Source organism: Microcystis sp. M015S2 (assembly GCF_020245945.1).
Lineage (GTDB): Bacteria > Cyanobacteriota > Cyanobacteriia > Cyanobacteriales > Microcystaceae > Microcystis.
On the sequence record NZ_JADBTX010000004.1, the window covers coordinates 1 to 15,999 of the forward strand.

The following is a 15,999-nucleotide window of genomic DNA, read 5'->3' on the forward strand; positions in this document are numbered from 1 at the left end:
AACGAAAGAATTAGGGATAGGAGCGAGCTTACTAGGAATTATTATTAATAAGTGAGAGATGGTGCGGCGAACTTTTTCGAGCCAAAACCATGAAAAGCTTATGATCTATGGATTTCATCTTTCTTGTCCCCCTGTCAGGTTCCTCACACCAATTGGCAATCTTACCAAGTCGGGGCAAAGTGTTTAAGGGATTGGGTTTCAGGTTTTTGATTAAGTCAGTCCATTCTACCCCTTGGGTCACAGCAACTGCGCCGCTATTTGAGCCACAGGTTGAAATTTTGCCCCAATTTTTACCCCAGGCGGCGCCGACGAAATCACCGTTACCGGTTTTACCGAGGGAATAGTCAGGAGCAAAGATAAACGCTTCTAGTCTTTGGTTTTGACCCACTCTCAGACAAATTTGCGGCGCGGCGGCACCTAATCCATTATCGGCATAAATTTGTAGATTGCCCGGTTTACAAACCGTGGGTGGGCTAACACTGCTGCAGTCGTGTTCGATGACACCGTTAATATCACCTCTAACATAAAAAACCACCCGTTGCCCTGGAGTAATGGCAATCTTATCGTTACCACTCAAGTTGATATTATCAACGATATACTCGTACACCTGTACGCTTTGACCGTTAATCGTGCGATTAGTGGGTGTGTCTCCCTGTCTGGGAAAAGTTTTCTGAGCAGGCAAAAGAGGACTGGTAAGTTCTCCTAGGTTTGTAATACCGTTGGGAGGCTCCGGTAAATTGGGGAAAGGGACACCGACAAATTGCGCTTTGTAGGGGGTATTGGGTGCAGGTTCGGGGGGTTCGGGCTGTTGAATATTATTTTGGTTAATATGACATTCTAGGTTCGGTTGCAAAGTTCCTGTCTCCTCGACAAATCCCGTCGCCACCGTGGTGTCGCTCATAACCACATCCCCCTGAAATTTAGCACCGCCAGAATAATTCGGATTGCTGACCGTAATCTGGCTAGTTTGACTTAGATCTTCTGTGGCTCCCTCCCTTATCCACAAAGCGGGAACCGTGGTGCGAGTAAATGCGAGGGGAAGGGAAGGCAGAATCGGGATAGTTACTACCACGCGGTTACGCGAGGCGGCGTTGTCGCCACTATCTCTATTGATATCAATGTTAGTTAGGTCTGTTTCGGCACTTTTGCGAGAACGTCCTTCGAGGATGAGAACTCCCCAACCCAAAATATTGGGGTCAGAGCTTGGGGTAAAATTGTATGCAACCACGCGATAATAACGATTATCATTCAACTGAAACCATTCACCACTAGCCAAATCTCTTAATCCTGGATTTACTGCTCGTTGTTCTGTGGGTGCGAGTATTTTGTAGGCAATTTCGTTATTACGATTGCGATTACCACAGGCGGTGGCAATGGCTAATTTTTTTAAATCTTTTTGTAAATTGGTACTAGGATTGCCAGTAGGTACTTGGGCGGTCTGCCAACAATCGCCAGCAGTACAATTACTATCAACCGTTGCCATGACTCGAACGCTATTCAGTAAATCCTGCACGCGAGCCACTCCAGCTTCGGAACTTGTTAAACTATCAGCCTGGGCTTTTTGGGCAATTACTTTCGATTGGTCTCCTTGGACGCGCATAATCACAGTTATTCCTGTTCCCATTATGATAACTCCAATTAACAGGGCAAGAGCCAAGGCAAACCCTTTTTCCCTATTAGCCATCAGGTGAAGGTATAAACGATTGTTCATGGGCCAGTCCATCTAAGAATGGTTACTTTTATTATAATACTGTCAAGTTTTGGTCAAGTGACAAATGTGATAATACAGGAATAGCACTGTGAGTAAAATCACAGACAAAAGCCAGTTAATAGAATAGTCAGCCAGTAATTTTTCGATAAGTAGGTAGGCGTTAAAAATTATCAGATGCCCCCTTTATTAAGGGGGATCGGCCCCCCCTTATCAAGGGGGGCAGGGGGGATCGAACCTAGAATCTATTTTTAATTTAATTATAACCAGCTACTTAAGTATTTTCGACTTTTGACTAAACTAAAGGGCTGTTTTTCGATTCAGAATTGCCCGCCAAATCAAGCCGATTCCCCGAAAAAAGCTGATAATTAACAACCAAAGTGATTGTAATTCTCCCGCCGTATTTTTCGGTTGCCAGCGCTGGGGACGACAGAATAGAAAAGTAATTAATTTTCTTTGCTCTGATAGGGTAAGTGGCTGGAATTTAAGGGTTGCTTGCCAGATTTTTCCTCGTTTTTCTAGATTGACTAGATGAGCCGATAGGCGCAAATCTTCGCCTAAAATATCTAGGAGCAATTTTTCTGAGGAGATGGGTTGACTCAGGTGAATTTCTGCTCCTATTTCCGAAAGTTTTTTGAGATTGCCCTGTATAATTATATCCGATTCTGTGATCAAGTTAACAGGAGATTCCAGTACTTGATATTGAGTTTCTAGGGTGAGGGGAGCTTCCAATAAAGCCACCAGAGCAGTCATGATAATAACCACGTTATATATAGCCAAAATCAAGCCAAAATTTATGGAACTTTCTTGATAATTGTGATGGTGTAAATTAAATAAAATACCAATTAAAGTAATGGTGAGAAAAAACAGCAATGGGTAGGATAAACGCCAATTATATTGATAATTTTGGCGAGCAATTCCCTTCGGTGTCACCTGAAATCCTTTGTCAAAGGGTTTCCAAAGAATATGGAGAACTGTTAGGGCTGTAGGTACACAAATAATCATCGATAGTACCTCAGAAAAAACAATAGAGCGCGAGCGAGAATTTAACCAGTGATAAGTGGCTAACTGCAGCATCATGTAGGGTAAAAAGATATAGATTGTCTCATCGATGGTAATGTTCAAAGGTACGATATATCCAAAGGTATAAAGGAGAGGAATAAGCAGAGAAAATAAACGAGCTAAGGGAGAAAACCAAGATAAGATACCTTCTAAGTGTGCCAATCTTTGGGGTAGGGTTAGTCCCGCAATTTTCAGGGGATTAGCTTTGATAAAAAATGCCTGTAAAGTTCCCCTTGCCCAGCGCAATCTTTGCCGTAAATAAGCCGATAAACTTTCAGCAGATAAACCAGCACTGAGTTTTTCATTTAAGTAAATAACTTCATAACCTTTGGCAGAGATAGCAATTCCAGTGAAATAGTCTTCACTAATAGATTCTATATTAAAATATCCCACTTCCTCTAATGCTTTTCTTCTGACAATAAAAGAAGTGCCAGCACAGACAGGACTACCCACCCCATCTTTAGCCGGTTGGATATGACGATAAAATAATTCTTCATCGGGAGTAACGATATTTTCTAAACCTAAGTTATGGGCAATAGGATCGGCATTATAAAAGCTTTGGGGAGTTTGCACTAGGGCAATTTTTGGGTTTTGAAACCAGCCAACAGTTCTTTCTAGAAAGTTCCGACAAGGGATAAAATCTGCATCAAAAACTACCACTAATTCCCCTTGGGTTTGTCTGAGAGCATGGTTTAAATTACCTGCTTTAGCATTTTTTCTATCCTCACGAGTCAGATAATGACAATTTAATTTTTCTGCCAATTGATTAATTTCTAATCTCTGGGTATCATCGAGGATATAAATATTTTTATGAGGATAATTAAGGGCTTGACAACCGATAATAGTTCTTTTTAAGATGAAGGCTGGCTCATTATAGGTGGGAATCAGAATATCTACCGTGGGCAAATACTGTTTATTGATCACTGCTTGGCTATAAAAATCAGCTTCTTTGCGTCTATCCTTCGTGGTTAAGACTAAAACTAACTGAATTATGCTAATACTTAAAACCATCATCTCAACGCCTAAAAGTAGTAAACTAAAAAAGCCATTGAGAGGAGTAGAAAGATTTAAGGTTTCCAGAATCCTCCAGAGTAGATAGCGCAGGGTGATAGCGAGAGTGATAGAAATAATGACTAATCTTGACCAAACTTGCGGACGCGGAGACAAGAAAATGATTAACTGCGTAGAAATTAGCAGGATAACCGTGGGTAATAATAATTGATAGCTATGAGCAACCGTGGGAACTTTAATCCAAGCAAAGGGATTAAAAAAATCTTCTACTAAGCCAAGGAGTAATCGATAAATATTGTCTTCCGGCCAACATAATGATAAACTGACCATCATTAACCCGCCGATCACTGCTAACATAATTAAGATAACTGATATTATCGCTAAAATCGGCTTGAATACGGAGGAATACACTGGTTTTTGAGGGAATGGAAAAATCGACTCTCGGTTAGACATAAATCCCTTTCTGAGTGAATAAATCTAACTACATTTTACAATTCTTAACAAAAACCCGGGCATTTTTGGCAATGACAGGAGCGCTCTCCACCAAAATGCTAAATTTTGTATCAAGCCGAAGATGAAACTAGCGAGAAAAAGTCTAAAAATAGTATACTTCGGTTAACCGTGAGGAAAAATTAATCTATGATAGCCGTCAAAATCGCCGTTGTTAGCGCTCTCGTTTTAGTTGTGGTCAAATTCGTCGCTTCTGTTCTAGGTAAAGGCAATATACCCCTACTTAATCAGGCTGTCACCGTGATTTTAAGCCTTTTTATCGGTTTTGAGTTGATTCAACTAGGACAAACGGTGATTGAAAAGATTAATTAAGGGCTAAACGGGCCAGATAGAAGCTAGTAATAGTTTTAGCATCGATCGATTCTCCCCTAGCGATCGCTGATTCCATTTCCTCAAAACTCATCAAAACCACTTCCAGATCTTCATCGGCATCTTGAGCGGGGGGCAAGCTTAATTTTTCCAGATCCCTGGCCAGAAAAGCATAGATGTATTCATCGGAATAACCAGGCGCTAGGGCAAATTTACCCAAAGATTGCCAATTGTGCGCCCGATAACCCGCTTCTTCCTCTAATTCTCGTTTTACCGTCGTAGCGGGGTCTTCTCCTTCATCGATCGTTCCGGCGGGAAATTCCAGAATGCGAGCTTGCAAACTAAACCGATACTGACGTACTAAAACTAATTGACCTTCCTTGGTGATTGGAACTGCTAAAGCACCCCCCGGATGACGCACACATTCCCATTCTCCCTCGACACCGTTAGGTAAACGCAGTTTCGAGACTTCAAATTGAAAGACGCGACCCTGATAAAAAAGACGTTGTTGGAGAAATTGAGGCGGTTCAGACATAGAAAATTTGCAACTAGGACTTTAAGAATTAATATCAAGAAATGTCACCTTTGTCACCGGTGTTTCAGGTTATAATAGAAAATGCTGTCTTTACAGGTTAAATCTTTTTCGAGAAACCCCATGGCAAAAAAATCGATGGTAGAACGCGAGAAAAAACGCGCTCGTCTCAGACAAAAATACGAAGCTAAACGGGCGGAACTAAAAGAACAATTCCGTACCGCCGAAGATTTTGAAGAAAAACTAGCAATTCACCAAAAATTACAGGAATTACCCCGCAATAGCGCCCCCAGTCGTCACCGCAACCGTTGTTTAACGACCGGCAGACCGAGAGGATACTATCGCGATTTTGGTTTATCCCGCAACGTTTTACGCGAATGGGCTCACCAAGGTCTTTTACCCGGTGTGGTCAAGTCTAGCTGGTAGTCAGAAACAATATCTAGGGAAAATACTGGGATAGAGGCGTGGTTTTTGCGTCTCTATTGCTGTTTTTAGGTAATTTTAGCGATAAAATAAAAACTCTCGATCGAGCGATCGAGAGTTAACCATGAACAGAAAATTTACCTAGACTACAGTAGCAGCTTTACGGGCAGCGGCGGCCTCATCGGGATGAATACCGAGACGGGTGAGATTGAGACGACCTTTACTATCGATCTCGCGTACCTTGACTAACACCTCATCCCCCACGGCCACTTCATCCTCCACCTTACCGACGCGTCCCTCGGCCAATTGGGAAATATGGATCATTCCCTCTTTGCCTGGCAAAACTTCCACAAAAGCACCGATTTGGATAATGCGAGTCACGCGACCGAGATAAACCTCACCCTCATTGAGTTTGCGGGTCATATTGTAGATCAGTCGTTTAGCTTTTTCGGCCTGTTCCCCATCGGTAGAGGAAATGGTGACAGTACCATCGTCATCGATATCGATTTTCGTGCCGGTCTGTTCAGTAATCCCTTTAACCGTCTTACCACCCGGCCCGATGACTAACCCGATCAGATCCGGATCGATCTTGATCGTCAATAACCGGGGTGCGTGGGGAGATAATTCCGTGCGGGGTTTTTCTAGGGTCGCTAACATCTTCTCGAGGATATGTTTGCGGGCCGGTAAAGCTTGTTCGATCGCCTTGGCCACCACTTCCATGGTTAAACCGGGGATTTTCATATCCATCTGGAGAGCGGTGATGCCAGAATCAGTACCAGCCACCTTAAAGTCCATATCTCCCAGAAAATCCTCGATACCCTGAATATCGGTCAAAATCCGCACTTCTTCCCCTTCTTTAATTAAACCCATGGCCGCACCGCTAACGGGTTTTTTCAGGGGAACACCGGCATCCATCAGCGCCAGGGTAGAACCGCACACGGAACCCATGGAGGTGGAACCATTAGAAGAGAGGACTTCCGACACCACCCGCAGCACATAGGGAAATTCCTCCTGGGGGGGAAGGACAGGTACGATCGCCCTTTCCGCTAAAGCACCGTGACCGATTTCTCGACGGCCGGGAGAACGCATGGGACGGGTTTCACCGACGGAAAAGGGTGGGAAATTGTAGTGATGAAGATAGCGTTTTTCGTCTTCGGGATGGAGATCGTCGCCCAAATCCTGAGCATCACCGGGGGTGCCAAGAGTGGCGATCGAAAGCACTTGGGTTAAACCGCGATTAAACAAACCGCTACCGTGAACCCGACGGGGTAAAACTCCTACCCGGCAAGAAATCGGGCGTACTTCGTCCAGTTTACGACCATCAACCCGCACCCCATCCTCGATAATTTGGGCGCGCATCAGTTTTTTGGTCAGATCCTTAAAGAGATTACCGATTAACTTTGGCTCTTCCAGCGTTGGAGCTTTTAAGGGATCTTCATCGGGGAGAGCGGTTATAGTTTCCTTGAGCCGATTTTCGATCGCATCTAATTTCTCATCCCGTTCGGTTTTGCTGAGGGTAAACTGAGAGAGAATCTGTTTAATTTCCTCTTTAGCTTGTTCTCTCAGGAAATTCTGCACGGTTTCGTTTACTGCCGGTGCTTCTCGGGTGACGAGGGGAATACCCAACTGATCGATCAATTCCCGTTGAGCGGTGATCAGGTCGCGCACTGCTTCATAACCAAAATCGATCGCCTCAATAATATCCCGTTCCGGTAACTGATTGGCTCCCGCTTCGATCATCACCACCCCTTCAGGACTACCGGCCACCACTAGATCCAATTCTCCGTTATGGATTTCCTTGTAGGTGGGATTGATGATAAATTCATCCCCTAATAAACCGACGCGCACCGCTGCCATCGGTCCTTGGAAGGGAATACCTGCCAACAAAACCGCCACGGAGGCTCCAGTAACAGCCAAAACATCCGGGGGTACCTCCTCATCCATCGAGAGGGTCGTAGCGACCACCTGAATATCATCCCGCATCCAACTGGGAAATAGGGGCCGCAGGGGGCGATCGATCAAACGACCAGTCAGAATCGCTTTTTCCGGGGGACGACCTTCACGACGCAAAAATCCTCCCGGGATGCGCCCGGCGGCGTATAATCTTTCTTCATAGTCAACGGTTAAGGGTAGGAAATCTACTCCTTCTCTGGCTTTGGCTGTGGTTGCTGTCACTAAAACCGCCGTTTCTCCCGATTGGATCAGAACACTCCCGCCAGCTTGGGGGGCTAAAAGCCCTATTTTTAGTCGAATATCCCTGCCATCAAAGGATATTGACTTGTCAAACTCTTCCATGTAAAGCTATATTCCTTTCTTTCACTTTTCTCTGTGCTGTGGCAATCCTAGCATTTTTTGTACCCCTTTCCGGCAGGTTTAGTATTCAGTGATCAGTTATCAGTGATCAGTTATCAGTGATCAGTTATCGGTTATCAGCTTTTTTCTCCCTGCTTCCATCTCCGATCTCCCCACTTCCCCAATTTCCCACACCCCACACCCCACACCCCACTACCCCACTACCCCACACCCCACACCCCACACCCCAATTCCCCACTTCCCCACTTCCCTGCTTTTAAACAGGATTTAACATGACTTGCTCAAACCGGCCAAAAAATGATAGTTTCAGATAGAGGAATAATCTGGTTAAGAAAAAAAATGTCTTCCCTTGCCGCTTGCTGGCCTAAAAATATTTCTAAGTATTAGCAAAACTGACTGACTGTCAGCAGTTGGGCGGGATTTTTCCAGGCTCGAAGAACCCCAGACAAAGAAAATTAAGACAATTAAAAGGATTGCGTCTCTATTATCTGTCAGACGCTTCTATTCCAGTGAATTTGCGGGTTATCTTCCAATTAACCCCGTTTAACCCTATTTATTATCGATCATGGCTGAAAGTTACTTATTAAACAAACTGCAATCTGTAGAACAGACCTACAAAGAATTAACCCGTCGTCTAGCGGATCCCGATGTCACCAGTAATCCTGGTGAATTGCATCGTCTGGCCAAATCCCGCGCTTCCCTAGAGGAAACGGTCAACACCTACGAAATTTGGCAAAAAAGTCAAGAGGATTTAATCGGTGCGAAACAAATCTTCAAAGAATCCGCCAGCGATCCCGAATTACGCGAAATGGCCGCCCTAGAAGTGGCAGAATTAGAGGCAAAAATCGCCACTTTGGAAGACCAATTAACAATTCTGCTGCTGCCCCGGGATCCCCTCGATGAAAAGAATATCATGCTGGAAATTCGCGCCGGGACTGGCGGTGATGAGGCCAGTATTTGGGCGGGGGATTTAGTGCGTTTGTACTCAAAATATGCCGAAACTCAAAACTGGAAAGTTAGCCTTTTGAGTGAATCTCCAGCGGATATGGGAGGATTTAAAGAGGCAATTTTAGAGATTAAAGGCGATAACGTCTATAGTAAGCTGAAATTTGAGGCAGGAGTCCATCGGGTGCAGCGGGTTCCTCTGACGGAAGCGAGTGGTCGCGTCCACACTTCCACCGCTACCGTGGCGATTATGCCAGAAGTGGACGATGTGGAAGTGCATATCGATCCCAAGGATATTGAGTTAACCACGGCTAGATCTGGGGGAGCAGGCGGTCAAAATGTCAATAAAGTGGAAACTGCGGTCGATTTAATCCATAAACCCACGGGAATCCGGGTTTTTTGCACCGAAGAACGCTCGCAATTGCAAAACCGGGAACGAGCTATGCAGATTCTCCGGGCGAAACTGTACGATATGAAGTTACAGGAACAACAGGAAGCGGTCAGTTCCATGCGACGCTCTCAGGTGGGAACCGGTTCGCGTTCGGAAAAAATTCGCACCTATAACTATAAGGATAATCGTCTCACCGATCATCGCTTAAATCAGAATTTTTCCCTCGATCGCATTTTAGACGGCGATATCGAAGATGTGATTCAATCCTGTATCGCCAAGGATCAACAGGGAAAACTGGAGGAATTAGCCGCTGCCCAAGAGACAGCTTAATCAGTGATCAGTTACCAGTGATCAGATTTTATTTTTCAGTGAATAGTATTGAGTGGCAAGTTCAGAGCTTTCTGTTCACTGATTACTGATTACTGGTTACTGTTTACTATTCACAACAAAAAGCTCCCCACTTCCGGCACTTTCCCCACTGGTGGGGGTGAGTGCGGGTGGGGACTGATGCCGGTTAGTTCAACTCACGACTAATTCTAAGCTTCCACTAAACGAAAAGCCGCACCCAAACCGACAGCGATCTCATCGGGAGAAATCTTCCCATCATGGTTAATATCGATCGCATCGAATACCGCATCGGTTCCCGCCCATTCTTCCCGGGTGATGAAACCATCGCCATCATGGTCATAGACTCGGAAAATATCTTCGGCGGCGTGTTCTAGGGTTGACTGACCTTCCAACTGGGTTAAACGTTGAATCAGCAATTGTTCCAATAATTCTAAAGCTTTGGTAAAACCTTGAATACCTTCCGCTAGTTTTTCGGAAGCCATGGCATCTTCGGCGTGCATTTTCTCAAAAGTCGCTTGATCCATGGTAATTTTGACAATATCAAGGGTTGCAGCCTGGTCTGGATCGAGCTTACGGGGTAAATCGGCTTCTGTCTCTTGTAATTGTTCGAGAAGTTTCGGAGAAATGGTTAAAAGATCACAACCAGCTAACTCGCAAATTTCACCGATATTGCGGAAACTTGCCCCCATAACTTCGGTTTTATAGCCAAACTTTTTATAGTAGTTATAGATCTGGGTAACGGATTGGACTCCGGGATCTTCAGCACCAACGTAGTCTTTACCAGTTTCTTTTTTATACCAATCGAGAATGCGACCGACAAAGGGAGAAATTAAGGTGACTCCCGCTTCCGCACAGGCGATCGCCTGATGAAAACCGAATAATAGGGTTAAATTACAGTGAATTCCTTCTTTTTCGAGGACTTCTGCCGCTTTAATCCCTTCCCAAGTCGAGGCAATTTTAATTAAGACTCTTTCTCTAGAGATACCCGCTTGTTCATACTGGGAAATGAGATAACGGGCCTTGTCGATGGTAGCTTGGGTATCGTAGGAAAGACGGGCATCCACTTCGGTGGAGACGCGGCCGGGGACGATTTGCAGGATTTGCAGACCAAAACCGATCGCTAGACGATCAAAAGCTAATTTGGCCACATCTTCCGGGGTGGCCTGCTCCCCTAATTCTTTTCTGGCCGCTTGCAGGGTTTGATCGACAATCGGCTGATATTGGGGCATTTGGGCCGCAGCCGTGATCAGGGAGGGGTTAGTGGTGGTATCTTGGGGGGTAAAAGCTTCGATCGCTTGGATATCGCCGGTATCGGCAACAACCACTGTAAATTGGCGTAATTGTTCTAGTAGGGTTTTAGCCATAACTTCTCCAGATGCGTGTTAACGCGAGACATTATCTGGATCTTAGCGATTCGATCAAGAGGAAGGGGAAAAATTCCCGATTGATTTAATTCCCAAGTACAGACCTGGCCAAAGTAAGGATGAGCCGGGGAATCTTTTGGCCACTCCTTGCCTAAAGTCCTCTATTTGTGATAGTATTAGTGATTGTGTCGATTTAATAAAAGGGAGTTTATGCCCAAGCTAAAAACGCGAAAGGCGGCGGCCAAACGATTTGAGGCCACGGGAAGCGGCAAAAAAATCAAACGTCGCAAAGCCTTCAAAAATCATCTACTCGATCATAAGAGTGCCGAACGCAAGCGCCGTCGTTTGTCCCAGATTACCCTGGTACACGAGCGCGACGAGAAGGAAGTGCGCTTAATGTTGCCCTATTTGTAAATTTTCCAGAAAAATCGTCTAAAGGATTATCATGTCTAGAGTAAAACGGGGGAATGTCGCCCGCAAGCGACGCAAAAAAGTTCTCAAATTAGCCAAAGGTTTTCGCGGTTCCCACTCGCGCTTATTCCGTACCGCTAACCAACAGGTAATGAAGGCCTTGCGGAATGCCTATAGAGACCGTCGCAAACGTAAACGCGATTTTCGTCGTCTTTGGATTACCCGCATTAACGCGGCTGCTCGTCAACAGGGCATCAGTTACAGCCAACTAACCGGACAATTAAAGAAAGCTAATATCCTCCTGAATCGGAAAATGTTGGCCCAATTAGCTGTCCTCGATCCCGTCGCTTTTGCTAAAGTGGTAGAAACAGCCAAAGGATAATTTAGCCCCAAGCATGACGGAAACTTGGCAAACGATTCAATTCCCCAGTTCAGAAAGTGCGATCGCTTTAGCGGGTCATCAAGAAGCTAACCTCAAATTGATAGCCAGGCAAACTGGGGCGAATTTAGTCCTCAGAGGCATGGAATTGCGGATTGGGGGACAACCAACCCCGGTGGAGCGTGCCACAGCGATTGTACGCTCCTTAAGTATTTTATGGCAAGAGGCCAAGTTAATCGCCGAAGCCGATATTATGACCGCTATCCATGCCCTCGATACGGGGCGTTCTAGCGAGTATAAAGAACTACAGCAGGATATTCTCGCTCGTACCCGTCGCGGGGAGCTAATTCGGGCGAAAACCTTCCGTCAGCGTCAATATATCCAAGCGATTCAAAGTCACGATATCACCTTTTGTATTGGACCTGCCGGCACGGGGAAAACCTTTTTAGCCGCCGTTTTGGCTGTACAGGCTTTATTAGAAGATAAAGTAGAACGGATTATCCTTACCCGGCCGGCCGTGGAAGCGGGGGAAAAATTAGGCTTTCTCCCGGGGGATTTACAGCAAAAAGTCGATCCTTTTTTGCGTCCCCTCTACGATGCTTTATACGAATTTATCGAAGCGGCCAAAATTCCCGACCTGATGGAACGGGGTAAAATTGAAATCGCTCCCTTAGCTTATATGCGGGGACGAACCTTAGCTAATGCTTTTGTTATCGTTGATGAGGCCCAAAATACCACCCCAGCACAGTTAAAAATGGTCTTAACTCGCTTGGGATTCGGTTCGCGCATGGTAGTAACCGGAGATGTCACCCAAACCGATTTACCGCAACAACAGGAATCGGGGTTAATTGCCGCTCAAAAAATCCTCAAATCAGTAGAAGGGATCGCTTTTTGTTACCTATCGCGGGCCGATGTGGTGCGTCATCCCTTAGTACAAAAAATCGTCTCAGCCTACGAACAGCACGAAAAATAACAGATTGTTGAGATAGTCGCTCTTGTACTCTTGCGAGAGAGTATTAATCAAGATTGGCAGTAATTTTTCCTTTGACAGCCGAAATTGCGACCGTTCTGGGGGAAGCCAAATAGTTTTTAGCGGTAGGGTCGCCACTGCGTCCTTTAAAATTACGATTGGTGGCATAGACTCCCGTTTCTTCCTTGTCTAATACTCCCTTTCCTGAATTAATACAAGCTCCACAACCAGATTTGAGCATTTGCGCTCCAGATTCCTCAAAAATGGTAAGATAGCCCAATTCTTCGGCTTTTTGACGGACTTCCATCGAAGCTGGCACTACAAATAAATCTACCCCCTGGGCAACCTGACGATCTTTTAATACAGCCGCCGCTTGGGCGAGATCGTAGAGTTTTCCGCCAGTACAAGAGCCAATAAAAGCTTTGGTGATGGGAACATCTCCTAATTGACTAACGTTAACCACTTTTGTAGGGGATTAACACTGTTAAGCCCTTTTATGCGTCTATCAAGCAATACATTGTCTGTTGACCGTTGAGATTAAGGACATAATGGTGTTCATCGGTTTATTGCTCAAGGTCTTTATCCAAACGATTGGGGAATGAGAGAAATTCCCATTATTCCTGATAATATTCGCGATGAGTAACGGTAGTAACCTAATATAGAAAGAAGAAAGGCGCGTTAAGAAACGCACTCTACGCGATCTATGTGATCGGCTAACACATCCTACTGGACTGTTTCAGCTAAAATAGGGCAATAGATTTTGGCTTAAAGTCTTAGATTATAGAATTTATAGCATTTTTCTAATACACCAAATTAGCTGAAACAGTCCACTACGTTATCCCACAGTGGCTATCGGCTTGGGAAGATGAAATTTGCTATAGTTTTTACCAGATTTTTATCCAGTAAGCCCTATTTAAACTTCCTTGGTAGTGTAGTGCTGTAGTAAAGCCAAATATAGTCTCCATATGCACCTTCATTCAGGTCTTGGGGAATGGCTACCCATCCAGGAATATTTGGAGGAGAACTTTGGTTACCTGCAATAACTAGAACATTGATAATATAGCGGTGTGCAGTCGTATGAAGTACAGTGTCACGAGCTATAAACCATGCTAGGCAAGGCTTGGTCTGTATCTCACTCAAGCGCTTACCGCTATAGGAGGCTTAGGTTCTCCAGTTTTCCACAACACATAAATATACTTACCACTTGCGCCTGCATTTAAATCTGACGGATCCCAAAGCCAACCAGAGGGGGGATTAGATTGTGCAGAATCATAAGCTTTAACATCGATAGAAGTAACCGGAGTGTTTCCACTGATCGCCTGAAAACCTAGATAGATATATTTTCCGCCAGCTCTTTGATTAAGGTCTGTGGTCAAAAAATCCCACCCTTCCTCATATTTAGGACCAGATTGACTGAGAGTCTGAATTTTGAGTTGAGTTATTGGATTACTCATGATTTCTCCGATTTGTAATTGACTTTGCCATTATAAACTTTGGGTTTCCTTATGTCAATCATTGGTGTCAACTATCAGCAATTCTCATTTCAAAAAGTAACAATTTATACAGACAGAAAAAGAGATTTAACAGGTGGCAAAATCGTGATCGCCAATCAGTGTTGGACGGGTGTAATTTCAGCTATTCAGTCATTATGAGGGTTATGACATTTTTGGTGGGGGTGCTAAAATCTGCTTCTAGCATCAAAATGAGAATTGCTGTCAATAACGGTTTTCGGGTAGTCTGCGTATTCGGGAGGACTTTGTAACCCTTTTTCTCTTTTTTCCCTTTTTACCCTTTTTCGATTTTTTTGAGCAGATGTACTATATGTGTACTATAAAAAGATTGAGAGAATTATCATGAGTAGAAAAAGGGTTTCTCCGAGAAACCCTTTTTCTGTGGGGTATAAATTGCTTGTTGAGACGAGACAAGAGGCAACAGTAAAGGGATTGGGGGAAGTTCAACTAATCTAAGAATAAGCGGTTTAAATGCGTCTTAGTTTACATCAACAGCGGCTCAGTTATTAGTATTCTCCCCCATCATTTTTTTTCTGGTCTAAAAGATGATTATAGATCACACTTTTGAGAGATTGCCAAAAAGGAACTAATAAAATATTCAGAAGTAAGAAAATAGTAGTCAGACCATAGAAAAACATCGCCATTTGTCGGAAAAAAAGAGGATTTTCCGTGAGCGTTTCCCAGTCCTCCACCGATTCAAAGCTACTATAAAAAGAAGAAAAATTGACCCAAAGGGGAATTGAAGCCAAAGCTCCTGACAGAAGATAAACTGGAATAATTAATAAACTGGCAATAAATATCACTCCCACAATTCTCCAAGCCGAGTTTTTAGTTAAATGCCAACCTCTCTTGATTGCTTGCCAACTGCCTAAATTATCTTCAATTACTAAGGGCAATTCTGCAATATAAATCCGAGCAGATAACCAAAGGAAGAAAACAGGAAGACAGAAAGAAGCCAGTAAAATAAGCAATACACCAAGGATGGGGATAAAACCTACTAGCACCAGAGACAGCGTTATCGCCAAAATTATTGCCGCTCCCAACAAACCGATCAAAACCTGCATCCACCACAAGCGCCACATTTTCGGCTTAACTTTTTTTTCCGCTTGTCCGGCAGTTTCTGGCTGATAAATGATGTCTTGAAAAGCTAATCGTGAGATAACCGCATTATTGAAAAGATACTTAGCAGCCGAGAAAATTTGTATCGGGAAAAGAAATAAACGTAAACCGATATCGCTGCCTTGTTCGGGGGTAATTGTTTGATAAAGTAATTGACTGAGAATTAATTGCAAAACTAAGGGAAAAAGCGACCACAAACAGGCGCGGACAGCAAAGAATACATAAGTCTGGAAGCGATCACGATAAAGACGGAAGGCAGTATTAATCGTATTGCCAATATTCAAAGGCTCGATGGAATTGTTAGTCACGGCGGGACTCCTTACAGAATGCCACCAATATATTAGGTTAAGTAACTAATAACAGCTAAAAAACTTCCAATTGAATCAATATTTCCAGCTAAGACAACAATTTTGCTAAAGTGGTAGAAATTGGCCAACGATTCAATTCCCCAGTGGAGAAAGTGCGATCGCATTGATGATCTTAACTCGCTTGGGATTCGGTTCGCGCATGGTAGTAACCGGAGATGTCACCCAAACCGATTTACCGCAACCACAGGAATCGGGGTTAATTGCCGCTCAAAAAATCCTAAAATCAGTAGAAGGGATCGCTTTTTCTTACCTATCGCGGGCCGATGTGGTGCGTCATCCCTTAGTACAAAAAATCGTCTCAGCCTACGAACAGCACGAAAAATAA

At 44.2% G+C, this 15,999-nt stretch carries 14 protein-coding genes and 1 pseudogene; 7 read left to right on the forward strand and 8 right to left on the reverse strand.

The annotated features are described in order from the left end of the window. Nucleotides 1–31: 31 nt before the first annotated feature. Entirely contained in the window at nucleotides 32–1,711 is a 1,680-nt protein-coding gene (locus IM473_RS00315; protein ID WP_287656816.1) for a hypothetical protein, read from the reverse strand. Nucleotides 1,712–2,008: 297 nt separating this feature from the next. Continuing rightward, nucleotides 2,009–4,234 carry a glycosyltransferase gene (locus IM473_RS00320; RefSeq protein WP_287656818.1) on the reverse strand — a complete coding sequence of 742 codons (2,226 nt, stop codon included), beginning with the start codon at nucleotides 4,232–4,234 and terminating at the stop codon, nucleotides 2,009–2,011. A 186-nt stretch (nucleotides 4,235–4,420) separates the two neighbouring features. On the opposite strand from IM473_RS00320, the gene IM473_RS00325 reads away from it, so the two are divergent. Further along, nucleotides 4,421–4,603 (forward strand): hypothetical protein, encoded by a 183-nt coding sequence (locus tag IM473_RS00325; RefSeq protein WP_002739991.1) that lies wholly within the window; start codon nucleotides 4,421–4,423, stop codon nucleotides 4,601–4,603. Here the strand turns inward: IM473_RS00325 and IM473_RS00330 are convergent. Beyond that, nucleotides 4,596–5,135: an NUDIX hydrolase gene (locus IM473_RS00330; protein ID WP_287656820.1), complete on the reverse strand. Its 540-nt coding sequence runs from the start codon at nucleotides 5,133–5,135 to the stop codon at nucleotides 4,596–4,598. The genes IM473_RS00325 and IM473_RS00330 overlap by 8 nt on opposite strands. Nucleotides 5,136–5,255: 120 nt before the next feature. Here IM473_RS00330 and rpsN point away from each other — a divergent pair, with 120 nt between their 5' ends. After that, the gene (gene rpsN / locus IM473_RS00335; protein WP_002740009.1) at nucleotides 5,256–5,558 is read left to right on the forward strand and encodes a 30S ribosomal protein S14; all 303 of its coding nucleotides are present in this window, start codon (nucleotides 5,256–5,258) and stop codon (nucleotides 5,556–5,558) included. Nucleotides 5,559–5,696: 138 nt separating this feature from the next. Here the strand turns inward: rpsN and IM473_RS00340 are convergent, their stop codons facing one another. Next, nucleotides 5,697–7,850 carry a polyribonucleotide nucleotidyltransferase gene (locus IM473_RS00340; RefSeq protein WP_287656822.1) on the reverse strand — a complete coding sequence of 718 codons (2,154 nt, stop codon included), beginning with the start codon at nucleotides 7,848–7,850 and terminating at the stop codon, nucleotides 5,697–5,699. Nucleotides 7,851–8,433: 583 nt separating this feature from the next. Here IM473_RS00340 and prfA point away from each other — a divergent pair. Then, the gene (gene prfA / locus IM473_RS00345) at nucleotides 8,434–9,534 is read left to right on the forward strand and encodes a peptide chain release factor 1 (protein WP_287656823.1); all 1,101 of its coding nucleotides are present in this window, start codon (nucleotides 8,434–8,436) and stop codon (nucleotides 9,532–9,534) included. A 206-nt stretch (nucleotides 9,535–9,740) separates the two neighbouring features. Here prfA and IM473_RS00350 read toward each other — a convergent pair whose 3' ends face one another. Then, nucleotides 9,741–10,916, reverse strand: coding sequence for a transaldolase (locus tag IM473_RS00350; RefSeq protein ID WP_287656825.1), 1,176 nt, complete (start codon nucleotides 10,914–10,916; stop codon nucleotides 9,741–9,743). 210 nt (nucleotides 10,917–11,126) lie between these two features. Here IM473_RS00350 and rpmI point away from each other — a divergent pair, with 210 nt between their 5' ends. The 3 genes from rpmI to IM473_RS00365 are packed head-to-tail and all read left to right on the forward strand — an operon-like array spanning nucleotide 11,127 to nucleotide 12,679. After that, nucleotides 11,127–11,330: a 50S ribosomal protein L35 gene (gene rpmI / locus IM473_RS00355; protein ID WP_002781071.1), complete on the forward strand. Its 204-nt coding sequence runs from the start codon at nucleotides 11,127–11,129 to the stop codon at nucleotides 11,328–11,330. Nucleotides 11,331–11,361: 31 nt separating this feature from the next. Then, nucleotides 11,362–11,709 (forward strand): 50S ribosomal protein L20, encoded by a 348-nt coding sequence (gene rplT / locus IM473_RS00360; protein ID WP_002739593.1) that lies wholly within the window; start codon nucleotides 11,362–11,364, stop codon nucleotides 11,707–11,709. A gap of 13 nt (nucleotides 11,710–11,722) precedes the next feature. After that, nucleotides 11,723–12,679, forward strand: a complete 957-nt coding sequence (locus IM473_RS00365) for a PhoH family protein (protein WP_072926257.1) — start codon at nucleotides 11,723–11,725, stop codon at nucleotides 12,677–12,679. Between the two features lie 43 nt (nucleotides 12,680–12,722). Here IM473_RS00365 and IM473_RS00370 read toward each other — a convergent pair whose 3' ends face one another. From IM473_RS00370 to IM473_RS00380, 3 genes are all read right to left on the reverse strand, one after another. Beyond that, nucleotides 12,723–13,139, reverse strand: a complete 417-nt coding sequence (locus IM473_RS00370; RefSeq protein ID WP_002776707.1) for an aconitase family protein — start codon at nucleotides 13,137–13,139, stop codon at nucleotides 12,723–12,725. Nucleotides 13,140–13,812: 673 nt separating this feature from the next. Continuing rightward, nucleotides 13,813–14,130, reverse strand: a complete 318-nt coding sequence (locus tag IM473_RS00375) for a hypothetical protein (RefSeq protein ID WP_287656828.1) — start codon at nucleotides 14,128–14,130, stop codon at nucleotides 13,813–13,815. 563 nt (nucleotides 14,131–14,693) lie between these two features. Beyond that, on the reverse strand, nucleotides 14,694–15,614 hold the full coding sequence (locus tag IM473_RS00380) for a hypothetical protein (protein WP_287656831.1): 921 nt from the start codon (nucleotides 15,612–15,614) through the stop codon (nucleotides 14,694–14,696). A 166-nt stretch (nucleotides 15,615–15,780) separates the two neighbouring features. Between IM473_RS00380 and IM473_RS00385 the strand changes: the two are divergent. Further along, nucleotides 15,781–15,999 (forward strand): annotated as a pseudogene (locus IM473_RS00385) (PhoH family protein); the annotation flags it as partial.

What these genes read in the sequence shown, in the direction of transcription:
- IM473_RS00315 (WP_287656816.1), bottom strand. Translation starts at nt 1,711, where the DNA reads ATGAACAATCGTTTATACCTTCACCTGATGGCTAATAGGGAAAAAGGG.
- IM473_RS00320 (WP_287656818.1), bottom strand. Translation starts at nt 4,234, where the DNA reads ATGTCTAACCGAGAGTCGATTTTTCCATTCCCTCAAAAACCAGTGTAT.
- IM473_RS00325 (WP_002739991.1), top strand. Translation starts at nt 4,421, where the DNA reads ATGATAGCCGTCAAAATCGCCGTTGTTAGCGCTCTCGTTTTAGTTGTG.
- IM473_RS00330 (WP_287656820.1), bottom strand. Translation starts at nt 5,135, where the DNA reads ATGTCTGAACCGCCTCAATTTCTCCAACAACGTCTTTTTTATCAGGGT.
- rpsN (WP_002740009.1), top strand. Translation starts at nt 5,256, where the DNA reads ATGGCAAAAAAATCGATGGTAGAACGCGAGAAAAAACGCGCTCGTCTC.
- IM473_RS00340 (WP_287656822.1), bottom strand. Translation starts at nt 7,850, where the DNA reads ATGGAAGAGTTTGACAAGTCAATATCCTTTGATGGCAGGGATATTCGA.
- prfA (WP_287656823.1), top strand. Translation starts at nt 8,434, where the DNA reads ATGGCTGAAAGTTACTTATTAAACAAACTGCAATCTGTAGAACAGACC.
- IM473_RS00350 (WP_287656825.1), bottom strand. Translation starts at nt 10,916, where the DNA reads ATGGCTAAAACCCTACTAGAACAATTACGCCAATTTACAGTGGTTGTT.
- rpmI (WP_002781071.1), top strand. Translation starts at nt 11,127, where the DNA reads ATGCCCAAGCTAAAAACGCGAAAGGCGGCGGCCAAACGATTTGAGGCC.
- rplT (WP_002739593.1), top strand. Translation starts at nt 11,362, where the DNA reads ATGTCTAGAGTAAAACGGGGGAATGTCGCCCGCAAGCGACGCAAAAAA.
- IM473_RS00365 (WP_072926257.1), top strand. Translation starts at nt 11,723, where the DNA reads ATGACGGAAACTTGGCAAACGATTCAATTCCCCAGTTCAGAAAGTGCG.
- IM473_RS00375 (WP_287656828.1), bottom strand. Translation starts at nt 14,130, where the DNA reads ATGAGTAATCCAATAACTCAACTCAAAATTCAGACTCTCAGTCAATCT.